The organism is Jonesia denitrificans DSM 20603, from assembly GCF_000024065.1.
Taxonomy (GTDB): domain Bacteria; phylum Actinomycetota; class Actinomycetes; order Actinomycetales; family Cellulomonadaceae; genus Jonesia; species Jonesia denitrificans.
In genome coordinates this window covers 1,899,798-1,912,680 of the sequence record NC_013174.1, presented here as the reverse complement: position 1 = coordinate 1,912,680, position 12,883 = coordinate 1,899,798, and the positions used below count along the sequence as shown (strand labels likewise).

Here is a 12,883-nt window from a genome sequence, read left to right as displayed (position 1 = left end):
CCCCCCACCAGGCAGACCACCACACACCCTGCCCACACACGTGCCGAAAGGAGTACCCGATGACCACCTCATCCGTACCCACCCACTGGACCCTTCACCTCCTCGACGGACCCGCACCTACCCACCTCGACCTCACCGCCGTGCCCGCCACTGTCCCCGGCACCGTCCACACCGACCTCCTCGCCGCAGGCCTCATCGACGACCCCTACCTCCACATGAACGAGGTATCCCTCGAATGGATGAAACACTGCTCCTGGCGCTACGACACCACCCTCACCCTTGACCCACCCCAACCAGGGGAACGCTTCGAACTGATCTGCGAAGGCATCGACACCGTCGCCTCCGTCTACGTCAACAACACCCACATCGCTGACACCGAAAACCAACACCGCACCTACAGCTTCGACGTCACCGACCACATCACCACCGCCACCACCCTGACCGTCGACTTCACCTCAGCGCTCGCCCGCGCCCGCGAGCACATCACCACCCTCGGTGACCGCCCCCGCGCCTACGACAACCCCTTCAACATGGTCCGCAAAATGGCCTGCTCCTTCGGGTGGGACTGGGGGCCAGACCTCCAAACCGCCGGACTCTGGAAACCCGTCACCCTCCACCGGTGGAGTCACGTGCGCGCACACACCCCCACCATCATCACCACCCTCGACGACCACGGCACCGGACACGTCACCGCCACCGTCCAACTCCACTGGGCCCCCGACGCCACCGAACCCGCCGAACTCACCCTCACCCTCACCACCGAACCCAACAAACCCGCCCACACCACAACCATCACCGTCACACCCAACCAAGACCGCGCATCGGTCATCCTCGACATCCCCAACGCACCGGTGTGGTGGCCAGCAGGATACGGGGACCAACCCCTGTGCGACACCACCCTGACCCTCACCAGCGCCGGTGACACCCGCTTCACCACCACCAAACGCGTCGGCTTTCGCACCATCGAAGCCCACACGACCCCCGACGAGCACGGCACACCCTTCACCCTCACCATCAACGGGCAACCCATCTTCATCCGCGGAGCCAACTGGATCCCAGACGACCACCTCCTCACCCGCATCACCCGCGACCAACTCAACACCCGCATCACCCAAGCACGCGACGCCAACATGAACCTCCTACGCGTCTGGGGTGGCGGCATCTACGAAACCGACGACTTCTACGACCTCTGCTCCGAACACGGCATCCTCGTATGGCAAGACTTCCTCCTCGCCTGCGCCGCCTACCCCGAAGAAGAACCCTTCTGGTCACAACTCGAAGCCGAAGCCCGCGACAACATCGCCCGCCTCACCCCCTACCCGGCGCTCGCGGTCTGGAACGGCGGAAACGAAAACCTGTGGGGCTTCATGGACTGGGGGTGGCAAGAAGAACTCGCTGGCAAATCATGGGGGTTGGGCTACTACTCTGACCTGTTCCCTCGACTGCTCGCGGACATTGACCCGACCCGCGTCTACTGTGACGGAAGCCCGTATTCACCGGGTTTCACTGCCGAACTGGAATCAGGGGTGACCGCGGTTCACCCTAATGATCAGCGTCACGGGACCCGGCATGAGTGGGAGGTGTGGAACCGTCAGGACTACCTCACCCACCTCGACTACGTTCCCCGGTTCTGTTCTGAGTTTGGGCACCAAGGGCCACCCACGTGGACGACTCTCACGCACGCTGTTGCACCGGAGAACCTGCATAAGGACAGTGACGAGTTCCTCCTCCACCAAAAAGCCGAGGACGGGAACGCGAAACTAGACCGTGGGCTTGCCCCCCACCTGCCGCTCCCCACGGATTTTGCGGACTGGAATTGGGCGACACAATTGTCTCAGGCACACTCTGTTGCGTTTGGCGTGGAGCATTTCCGGTCCCGGTGGCCCTACACCGCCGGTGCTATCGTGTGGCAGCTCAATGACTGCTGGCCGGTGACGTCATGGGCGGCTATTGACTCTCATGGCCGCAACAAACCGTTGTACTACGGGTTGGCTCATGCGTTTGCGCCGCGCTTGATCACGGTCAAACCTGTGAGCGATGTGGTGGGCGGTGGTGAAGGTGCTGTTGCTACCGCGTTGGGTGCCGGGTTTGGTGAGGATCTGCCAGCCGGGCGCGACGCGTTGGGTACTCCCACGGTGTATGTGGTCAATGACACCGCGCACGTGTGGGACGGGGAGGCAACCTGCGAGCTTCGGTCTCTCGATGGCACCGCTCTTGCCTCGGTGAGCCAGCCGGTTCGGGTTGCGGCTCGCAGTGTGGAGTCGTTCCCACTGCCTGACGATGTGCGTCACCCTGCGTCACCTGAGGCCAGTTACGTTGTGGTGTCGGTGGGGGATGTGCGCACGTTCCACTACTTCACTGAGTTGAAAAATTTGTCCCTTGATTCCCAGGCGGTCACCGTGGCGCAGGTGTCTCCTGGTTCAGACTCCGTGGTCGCGCGCGGCACCACGGATACCGGGGCGAGCCCGGTTCACGTGACGCTTTCTGCTCACAGTCTTGCTGTGGATGTGGCGCTCCTCGTGGACCGGCTCGACCCTCAGGCCAGCGTGGATGACCAGTTGGTCACCATCCAAGCGGGGGAGAGCCACACCTTCACAGTGTGGACCCGGCTGTCGGCACTCCAGGTGGCGGATCGCCTTGCGCATGGTGAGCAGGCGCGGTTCATTGTCCGGTCAGTGAATGACCTGATGCGTATCTCATAAAGCTACCTGCGTGTGCGCGGGACGAGTGGGTGGGGAGCTCGCGCACGCGCAGGTAATGTGGTCATGACGACACCGGTGCAACAAAAGGACAGTAGTGGTGAACACGGTAGGGCACCTCGATAGTGGCGCGTCAGATGCGGCGTTGTTTCCTCAGGGGGCAATTGGGTTGATCCGTACCGCCCCGCGCCGGATGGTCACGGTGGAACCATTTTTTATGGAGTTTATCGCTGGGGTGGAGTCTGAGCTTACTCCGTTGGGGGTGTCGGTTCTCCTGGCTGTGGTGGAGGATGTCGACGCCGAATGTGAGACGTACCGGCGGTGGGCGTCGATGGGCATGGTGGATGCTGTTCTGGTTGTCAACATTCACGCGAATGATCCGCGTCCGCACCTGTTGCATGAGTTGGGGATCCCGGCTGTGTTGGTGGGCCAGTGGTCTGGTCCCCCGGAGTTTCCCTCAGTCACCGCAAATGACGCTGCTGCCATGACGGCGGTGTTTTCTCACCTTGCTGAGGGTGGGCATCGAAAGATCGCGCACATCACTGGTCCTGCCCAGTACGCGCACACGCAGCAGCGGTGTGAGGTGTTGGATGTGTTAGCCCGCCAGCGTGGGATCCGTGTACTCACCTTCGAGGGGGATTATTCGGATACGAGTGGGGAACTGCTCACCACTGAGGCGTTAGCGTCAGACCCGCCCCCCACTGCGTTGATTTTTGACAACGATGTGATGGCGGTCGCTGGTTTACATGCGGTGCGTTCGGCCGGGAAGAAGGTACCTGATGACGTGGCAATTGTGGGGTGGGATGATTCGCCCTTGTGCCGACTGACAGAGCCCCCGTTGACCACGGCGACCTTGGACATTTTTGCGATGGGCCAGCAGGCTGCACGGTCACTGGTCACTTCTTTGAAGACCGGTGACGTGGGCGCGCCGACGTTGATGACTGCGACATTGAACGCTCGGGGGTCAACCCGCGTACCCCAGTAACGGGGGAGGGGAATGCGGTGTTTCCTGACGTCCCCTTCCATGAATCGAATCGATTCGATATGCTGGGCGGGAACGGTGGGAACGTTCCCACCGCACGGACAGCAACCCGCACACACCCCGGGGCGACGCCGCCCCACCGTCCCACGCAAGGAGCGCATCGTGAATCACGCCGCACCCCGCCCACTGCCCGCCGACTTCACCTGGGGATCCGCCACAGCTGCCTACCAAATCGAAGGGGCCGCCCGCGAAGGCGGGCGCGGCCCCTCCATCTGGGACACCTACAGCCACACCCCCGGAAAAACCCTCAACGGCGACACCGGCGACATCGCCGACGACCACTACCACCGGTGGAGCGAAGACATCACCCACATGTCAGCCCTCGGACTCGACGCCTACCGTTTCTCCATCTCCTGGCCCCGCGTCCAACCCGGAGGAAGCGGTCCATTCAACGCAGAAGGCATCGCGTTCTACACCAACCTCGTCGCCGGGCTGAAAGCCGCCGGAATCAAACCGGTGGTCACCCTCTACCACTGGGACCTGCCCCAAGAACTTGAAGACCAAGGCGGCTGGACCAACCGTGACACCGCCTACCGGTTCGCCGACTACGCGCGCCGCATGGCTCAAGAACTCGGCACCGACATCGATGTGTGGACCACTCTCAACGAACCCTGGTGCTCCGCGTACCTTGGGTACGCATCGGGAGTCCACGCGCCTGGCCGTACCGATCCTGTGGCAGCACTCAAAGCTGTCCACCACCTGAACCTCGCCCACGGACTGGCAGGCCGGGCAATCCGCGAAGAACTCGGGGAGAACACCCGAGTCTCCATCACCCTCAACCTGCACGTCACCCGCATGCACAACCCAGACAACCCCGGCGACCAAGACGCCCACCGGCGGATCGATGGGCTTGCCAACCGGGTCTTCCTCGAACCACTGCTGGACGGTCGCTACCCCCACGATGTCCTCGCCGATACTGCGGACCTCACCGACTGGTCATTCATCCACGAGGGTGACACCGACCTCATTCGCATTCCTCTGGACATCCTTGGCGTGAACTACTACTCCACCGGGATGGTCCGAGAAGCAACCTCAGGCCAAGGCGGTTCTGACAACGACGGTCACGGGAATTCCAGCCATTCCCCTTGGGTTGGCGCCGACGACGTTGAGTGGGTCCAGATGCCTGGCCCATACACCGCAATGGGCTGGAACATTGACCCGGCCGGGATGACCGAACTTCTCGTGTCTTTGCGCGATCGCTACCCCAACCAGCCACTCATGGTGACCGAAAACGGCGCTGCCTTCCCCGACGAGGTCGCCCCCGATGGCCGCATCCACGACAACGAGCGGGTTGCCTACCTCCACGACCACATTGCTGCGGTTCTCGATGCGCGCGACGCCGGGGTTGATGTGCGCGGCTACTTCGCGTGGTCACTTCTCGATAACTTCGAATGGGGCTGGGGGTACGACCGCCGCTTTGGCATCATCCGCGTCGACTACGAAACCCTTGAACGCACCTGGAAAGACTCGGCATTCTGGTACCGGGCTGTCGCCACAGGGACCACGCTGCCTGGTGTGACCGACTGGGACTACACAGGGGAACCCCAAGCGCAGGAATGACCCGCCGCGACACGCCGAACAGTGATGCGTGTCGAGTTTCACCCGACTGCCCCGCACCCACGGTGCGGGGCAGTTATCCACTGCCTGTGGATAACTTTTCCCACAGGCAGCGGGCAACCACCAAACTGACGAAACCCACCACCCCCACCATCCACCGATGGGGAGAAGCCCCCATAAACGTGGACTTCCCTGTCGTGTCAGAGGGGTGTGACACACTCACAGTTGAGGTTTCCCACAACCGGCACACCACGGTTTTACAGACACCTCGATATAGCCCACAGGCTCATCCACAAGCAAGCTGAGCGCATGTGGGGAGAGCGACAACAAAACGCTAGGTATTGTGGTCGGCGCGGAATCAAACACTAGGTATAGTGGTTGAACATGATCGGCGCCACGGTTCACCGCCCACCCCGCGTGGACGAAAAACCACAATGACAGCGCCACATCACCCCTAAAGAACACGACATGGTGCCGACACCCGGTCACAGACCGGCCCCGCCCAGCACCCCCACAGATGAGGAGTAACACCCATGAGCGTTACCGTTTACAGCAAGCCCTCATGCGTGCAGTGCGACGCAACCTACCGCGCACTGGACAAAAAGGGTGTTGAGTACACGGTCATTGACCTCACCCAAGACCCCGAAGCCATGGATATGGTTCGGCAGCTGGGCTACATGCAAGCACCCGTCGTCATGGCCGGCGACGAGCACTGGGCAGGATTCCGCCCCGACCGCATCGCCGCACTCGCAGCACGCGTGTCCGTGACCGCCTAAGCGGCACCCCACACTGGCCTGATGGCCACCCCAGGCAACGGAAACCCCGCGCCCTCCAACGCCGCCCCTGTGAAGGATCGAGAGCACCTTGGCAACGACACTCGCCGCCCCTGACATGACTGACCAACTGGACTACCACGCGCTCAACGCGATGCTGAACCTCTACGGACCCAACGGAGAGATCCAGTTCGACAAAGACCGTGAAGCGGCCCGGCAGTACTTCCTCCAACACGTCAACCAAAACACGGTGTTCTTCCACAGCCTCGAGGAAAAACTCGACTACCTCGTGGAGAACGACTACTACGAAGCCAGCGTCCTGAACACCTACAGCCGTGAGTTCATCACCCGGCTATTCGACGCAGCCTACGCAATGAAATTCCGGTTTGAAACCTTCCTGGGCGCGTTCAAGTACTACACGTCCTACACCCTGAAAACATTCGACGGAAAACGCTACCTCGAACGCTTCGAAGACCGCGTCTGCATGGTTGCGCTCACCCTCGCCGACGGCGACGAAACCCTCGCTCTTCAACTCGTTGACGAGATCATCTCCGGGCGTTTCCAACCCGCAACCCCCACCTTCTTAAACTCCGGGAAAAAACAACGCGGCGAACCCGTGTCCTGCTTCCTGCTGCGCATCGAAGACAACATGGAGTCCATCGCCCGAGGCGTCAACTCCGCGCTTCAACTGTCCAAACGCGGGGGAGGGGTTGCGCTGCTGCTGTCCAACCTCCGCGAATTTGGTGCCCCCATTAAGAAGATCGAAAACCAGTCGTCCGGTGTCATCCCGGTCATGAAACTCCTGGAAGACTCCTTCTCTTACGCAAACCAACTCGGTGCACGTCAAGGGGCCGGTGCTGTGTACCTGCACGCCCACCACCCCGACATCATGCGGTTCCTGGACACCAAACGCGAAAACGCCGACGAAAAAGTTCGCATCAAAACCCTGTCCATTGGTGTGGTCATCCCCGACATCACCTTTGAGCTCGCGAAAAAGAACGAGGACATGTACCTGTTCTCGCCTTACGATGTGGAACGCATTTACGGCAAACCGTTTGCTGATGTCAACGTCTCCGAGCTGTACCACGAGATGGTCGACGACGGTCGCATCCGGAAAACCAAAATCAAAGCCCGCGACTTCTTCCAAACCATCGCGGAACTGCAGTTTGAATCTGGTTACCCGTACGTCATGTTCGAAGACACCGTGAACAAATCCAACCCCATCAAGGGCAAGATCACGCACTCGAACCTCTGCTCAGAAATCCTTCAGGTCTCCACCCCCTCGACCTACAACGATGACCTGTCGTACAAGGAAATCGGGCGGGACATTTCCTGCAACCTCGGCTCACTGAACATTGCCAAAGCAATGGACGGGGGAAACCTGGGGGCCACGGTTGACACCGCAATCCGCGCACTGACCGCGGTATCGGATCAAACCTCCATCGACTCGGTGCCCTCCATCCGGCACGGCAACGAACTAGGCCACGCCATTGGTTTAGGGCAAATGAACCTCCATGGGTTCCTTGCCCGCGAACACATCCATTACGGGTCAGAAGAAGGAATCGACTTCACCTCGATCTACTTCTACGCGGTGGCCTACCACGCCATCAAAGCCTCCAACCAACTCGCCATTGAGCGGGGGCGCGCCTTTGGTGGCTTCGAAGACTCCACCTACGCGTCCGGTGAATACTTTGACAAGTACACCAACCGAGTGTGGGAACCAACAACCCAACGTGTCAAAGACCTGTTCGAGAAGTTCGGGATCGCCATCCCCACCCAAGACGACTGGCGTGAACTGAAAAAGTCCGTCATGGAACACGGGATTTACAACCAGAACCTCCAGGCGGTTCCCCCCACCGGGTCGATCTCCTACATCAACAACTCGACGTCCTCAATCCACCCGATTGTCTCCAAAATTGAGATCCGCAAGGAAGGCAAAATCGGGCGCGTGTACTACCCAGCGCCGTACATGACCAACGAGAACCTCGAGTACTACCAAGACGCCTACGAAATCGGCTACGAAAAGATCGTCGACACGTACGCGGCAGCCACCGAGCACGTTGACCAAGGCCTGTCTTTGACGTTGTTCTTCAAGGACACCGCGACCACCCGTGACGTGAACCGTGCCCAAATTTACGCGTGGCGCAAGGGCATCAAAACTCTGTACTACATCCGACTCCGCCAACTCGCCCTCACCGGAACAGAGGTCGAAGGCTGCGTCTCCTGCATGCTGTAACCACCAAGGAGAGACAAGTGTCTACCGGAAAAATCAAGCTGATTGACCGTGTCACGGCCATTAACTGGAACCGCATCGAGGATGACAAAGACCTTGAGGTGTGGGACCGGCTCGTCGGGAACTTCTGGGTCCCCGAAAAGGTCCCCGTATCCAACGACATCCAGTCCTGGGCGACCCTGACCCCACAAGAACAAGAACTCACCACCCGTGTGTTCACCGGGTTGACCCTGCTCGACACCATCCAAGGGACTGTGGGCGCGGTGTCCCTTATCCCTGACGCACTGACCCCACACGAGGAAGCGGTCCTCACGAACATTGCGTTCATGGAGTCTGTGCACGCCAAGTCGTACTCAACGATCTTCTCCACCCTGATCTCCACCCCAGAGATCGACGAAGCGTTCCGGTGGTCGGAAGAAAACCCCCACCTGCAACGCAAAGCAGAGATCATCCTCGAGTACTACCGTGGTGATGACCCGTTGAAACGGAAGGTTGCCTCAACACTGCTTGAGTCCTTCCTCTTCTACTCCGGGTTCTACCTGCCCATGTACTGGTCCTCACGGGCGAAGCTGACAAACACAGCTGACCTGATCCGCCTCATCATCCGTGACGAGGCAGTCCACGGCTACTACATTGGTTACAAATACCAAAAAGGGTTGGAAGCGGTCACCCCGGAACGCCGTGAAGAACTCAAGGCATACACGTTCGACCTGCTGTACGAACTGTATGACAACGAGGTGGCGTACACCGAGTCACTGTATGACGGTGTCGGCCTCACCGAGGACGTGAAGAAGTTCCTGCGTTACAACGCGAACAAAGCACTACTCAACCTTGGGTACGAAGCACTGTTCCCCAAGGACGAAACAGACGTCAACCCAGCGATCTTGTCAGCGCTGTCACCCAACGCCGACGAAAACCACGACTTCTTCTCCGGTTCTGGCTCCTCCTACGTCATTGGGAAAGCCGTCAACACCGAAGACGAGGACTGGGACTTCTGATCCCCTTGATCTAGCTCGGTCCTGAAAACGGTTGATAAAGGCCCGTACCCGCGTGTTGTTGCGGGTACGGGCCTTTTCATGCGCAGGCTGTGTGATGCTGCCTGGGTACCCAAGACCAGGAGCCGCCACGTGCAGTGTCCTGGTCTGTGACTGTTTGTGTCCACCGGAGTAGAGAGGAGGTCAAAATGTGTGGGCGCGATGAGGGTCTCTGCCCAGTTCCGTACGATATTGTTGAGGCGACTTCGGGAGTTCCCAACGAGTGACGTCAACGACTGGGTCCACCGAGACGGTGCGCTCGCACCTGAGTAAGTCACGCCGTCCAAACTACCCGGGTAACACGCCGCCACGGACATCAATGTCGGCGGCCACTCATACCTTGATCTATTGCACATTTTCGAAAGGAGGCTCAGTGCCACACAGCACAGGTGGTTGTTACTCGCTGTCGTTCACTACTGGTGGTCTCCTTGCACGGGAGGCCGCCATATTGGCGCCCGTATACGGCAAACTTCGCGACTGGGCAAAGGTCTGAGACACCGCAGTTGAGGAGAACCTCCTACAGGCCAGAACTTACAGCACGGGTGTCCGGCGTGTCCGTGAGACCGTCAACCGTCTGTCGGCGCTCTCCGACCGTGAACTTGAGATCCTCGCCGATGTCACGGCCACCGAGCGCGGCCATTTGATGTGGGCTGCAGCATGTCGCCGGTACGAACTCATTGGAGAGTTTGCTGAGGAGGTGCTCCATGAGCGTTTTCTCACCTTGGCAGGCACCGTGTCGTACGAGGACTATGACACCTTCTATCGGGCCAAGGCGATGTGGCATGACGAACTGGACGACGTCACAGACCTGTCCTACAAGAAGCTTCGGCAGGTGCTGTTCAAGATGATGGTCGAGGCAGGTCTTGTGACCAAACAGGGCGCCATCGAGCCGGTGCTTCTCTCTGCTCGAGTGACTGACTGCCTCACTGAGCGCGTGCCAAGCGACCTCCGCTTCTTCCCGACGAGGACGGTCTGATGCCAATGCAAACCAAACCCACGCTGGCCCAGCAAGAGGATCACCTCTTCAAGGTCCTTAGCAGCGAACGGTTTCTCAGGATGGAGGGCCTCGGCAATGAGGTCGCCCACTTCATCTACGACTATGACCCGTCGTGGGCGCTTGACGTCGCGCAGGCCAAGAAGCGCGCCACCTGGCGGCGGTGGAACCTTACAGCCGAAGCGGCGCGGCAAACGATGGGGTATCGCTTTGCGAGCACGCGTGACCGTGAGGCAGTGATCGGGATGGTTGTGGATGCGGCTGAGGCCGAATCGTTCAGACTGACGCCGCCCGAGCTAGCATCCAGTCCCGCTGTCTTCCGATGAGCCGATGAGTCGTCGGTGTTTCGGCCGAAGAACTCCACGGTCTTCTCCTCCGAAGAGCTACTTGATGCCGAGGACCGGTTGCTGCAGCTCTCGCGCACTACGACAGCTCCCACGATCCCGCTGGCGACAATCGAGCGTGTTTCGCGGAAGTCCGACAGTGAGCGGCGGATGCTCGGACCCGATCAAGCGTCCGCGCTGTCAGCGATCGCAGTGTCAGGGCGCGTCGTTGATGTGCTTGTCGGCCCCGCTGGCGCTGGGAAGACGACTGCGATGTACGCGCTCCGGCGTGCGTGGGAGCGCGAACACGGGCGTGGCTCCGTCGTGGGTCTCGCGCCATCTTCCGGAGCTGCTCAGGTGCTCGGCGAGGACCTCGGGATCGCGTCGGAAAACACTGCGAAGTGGTGGCAGACACACCTCCAAACGGGCGAAACGTTCAGTGCGAAGCAACTCGTGATCATTGACGAGGCATCCCTTGCCGGAACGCTGTCACTCGACCGCATTACGCGGCTCGCCGCGGATGCCGGAGCAAAGGTCCTGCTCGTCGGCGACTACGCCCAGCTCCAAGCGGTGGACGCAGGCGGCGCGTTCGGACTCCTCACAAACGACCGTGATGACGTCGCCGAACTCGTCGACGTGCACCGCTTTATACACGAGTGGGAGAAGCGTGCCTCCCTCGATCTTCGCCACGGTCGCTCTGAAGTGCTCGAAACCTACGCGGAGCATGACCGCATCGTCGAGGTGACACCGAAGCGATGACTGAGGCTGCGTACGCCGCATGGCGGACCGACCAACGTGCTGGGCGTACGACCGAGCTCGTAGCGGATTCGAACGAATCGGTCACCATGCTCAACACTCGCGCGCGGACAGACTTGATCCTCGATGGTGTGGTGTGTGGACCGCGCGAGGCCGACCTACATGACGGCACACAAGCGGCGAGCGGTGACATCGTCATCACGCGCAGGAATGATCGTCGGCTTCGGTCGGGTGGGAGCTGGGTGCGCAACGGTGACCGGTGGCGGGTTCTCGATGTCCGTATCGACGGGTCTGTGCTTGTGCGACGCGAAGGTCGCAATCGGGGCGCCAGCCTGCTGTTACCCGCTGGCTATGTTTCCGAGCACGTCGATCTCGGATACGCCGTTACCTCATTCCGAGCACAGGGCCTCACCACCGACACCGCGCACGTACTTGTCGATACCTCGCTGACGCGCGAGAGCCTCTACGTTGCGATGACCCGAGGCCGCGAGGCGAACATCGCCTATGTCGCCGTTGATAGGCCCGATGACTCCCATTCCGGGCCGCATCCCGGTGACAACGATGAAGCCACCGCGCAGAGCGTGCTGAGTGGTGTGCTCCAGCGTGTGGGTGCTGAGCTGTCTGCGCACGAGACCCTTGCGGCAGAGCAAGAGACCTGGGGGACTATCGCCCAGCTTGCCGCGGAGTACGAGACGATTGCGGCTGCCGCGCAGCGGGACCGATGGGCATCCCTAATACGTGCCTCCGGGCTGAGTGACGCACAAGCGGAGGCGGCCATCGACTCAGATGCATTCGGATCGCTGACTGCCGAACTGAGGCGGGCCGAAGCCAACAATCACGATGTTGAGACTCTCCTCCCAAGGCTCGTGCGCGCACGCGGATTCGACGATGCCGACGACGTGGCGGCGGTTCTGCGACATCGAGTTACTGCGGCTACAGCTAGGTTTGCAGGGTCGAGTCGCGGGCGATCGATCCCCAGGCTGATCGCCGGTCTCATCCCCGAAGCAATTGGTGCGATGAGCGAAGAAATGCGCTGCGCTCTCGACGAACGTCGCGAGTTGATCGAACAGCGTGCCGGTGTTGTGCTCGAAAAGGCAATCGTCGACGTTGCCGACTGGATCGTGGTGCTTCGTGCGCTACGTGCGGGAGATTCGTACGCGGAGCTTTGGAGCCGGGCGGCCCTCACGATAGCCGCGTATCGAGATCGCTATGCGATCGAAGCGCCGATTCCCCTTGGCGCCCAGGCAGAGAACACCAGGCAGCAGGTCGATCGCGCTCGGGCTGAAGCAGCACTAGGTGAGATCCTCCGCACCAACAACGCGGGTCAAGGCGGGCGTTCTCACCGCAAGTCGAACGAGCGCAACTTGTCGAGCCGGTTACTCTGACTGCGACCGAGCGTGCAAGGTGTCGAGTCGCCGGGTCTTTCGGCGAGCCCCGGAACATTGGTCGTTGGTGGTCGATACTCTGTGCGG

At 60.6% G+C, this 12,883-nt stretch carries 6 protein-coding genes and 2 pseudogenes; all 8 read left to right on the top strand.

Going from position 1 to position 12,883, the window contains the following annotated elements; translation table 11 throughout:
- Positions 1–59 precede the first annotated feature (59 nt).
- Positions 60–2,702 (top strand): beta-mannosidase, encoded by a 2,643-nt coding sequence (locus JDEN_RS08850; RefSeq protein ID WP_015772027.1) that lies wholly within the window; start codon positions 60–62, stop codon positions 2,700–2,702.
- Positions 2,703–2,796: 94 nt separating this feature from the next.
- Entirely contained in the window at positions 2,797–3,684 is an 888-nt protein-coding gene (locus JDEN_RS08845; protein ID WP_015772026.1) for a LacI family DNA-binding transcriptional regulator, read from the top strand.
- A 159-nt stretch (positions 3,685–3,843) separates the two neighbouring features.
- Positions 3,844–5,301, top strand: a complete 1,458-nt coding sequence (locus tag JDEN_RS08840) for a GH1 family beta-glucosidase (protein ID WP_015772025.1) — start codon at positions 3,844–3,846, stop codon at positions 5,299–5,301.
- Positions 5,302–5,831: 530 nt separating this feature from the next.
- The gene (gene nrdH / locus JDEN_RS08835) at positions 5,832–6,074 is read left to right on the top strand and encodes a glutaredoxin-like protein NrdH (RefSeq protein WP_015772024.1); all 243 of its coding nucleotides are present in this window, start codon (positions 5,832–5,834) and stop codon (positions 6,072–6,074) included.
- A 115-nt stretch (positions 6,075–6,189) separates the two neighbouring features.
- On the top strand, positions 6,190–8,307 hold the full coding sequence (gene nrdE / locus JDEN_RS08830) for a class 1b ribonucleoside-diphosphate reductase subunit alpha (RefSeq protein WP_015772023.1): 2,118 nt from the start codon (positions 6,190–6,192) through the stop codon (positions 8,305–8,307).
- 17 nt (positions 8,308–8,324) lie between these two features.
- The gene (gene nrdF, locus JDEN_RS08825; protein WP_015772022.1) at positions 8,325–9,302 is read left to right on the top strand and encodes a class 1b ribonucleoside-diphosphate reductase subunit beta; all 978 of its coding nucleotides are present in this window, start codon (positions 8,325–8,327) and stop codon (positions 9,300–9,302) included.
- A 544-nt stretch (positions 9,303–9,846) separates the two neighbouring features.
- Positions 9,847–10,314: pseudogene (locus JDEN_RS14135) on the top strand (DUF1819 family protein); the annotation flags it as partial.
- A gap of 158 nt (positions 10,315–10,472) precedes the next feature.
- Positions 10,473–12,796, top strand: a pseudogene (locus JDEN_RS13955) (ATP-dependent DNA helicase); the annotation flags it as partial.
- Between the last annotated feature and the right edge of the window lie 87 nt (positions 12,797–12,883).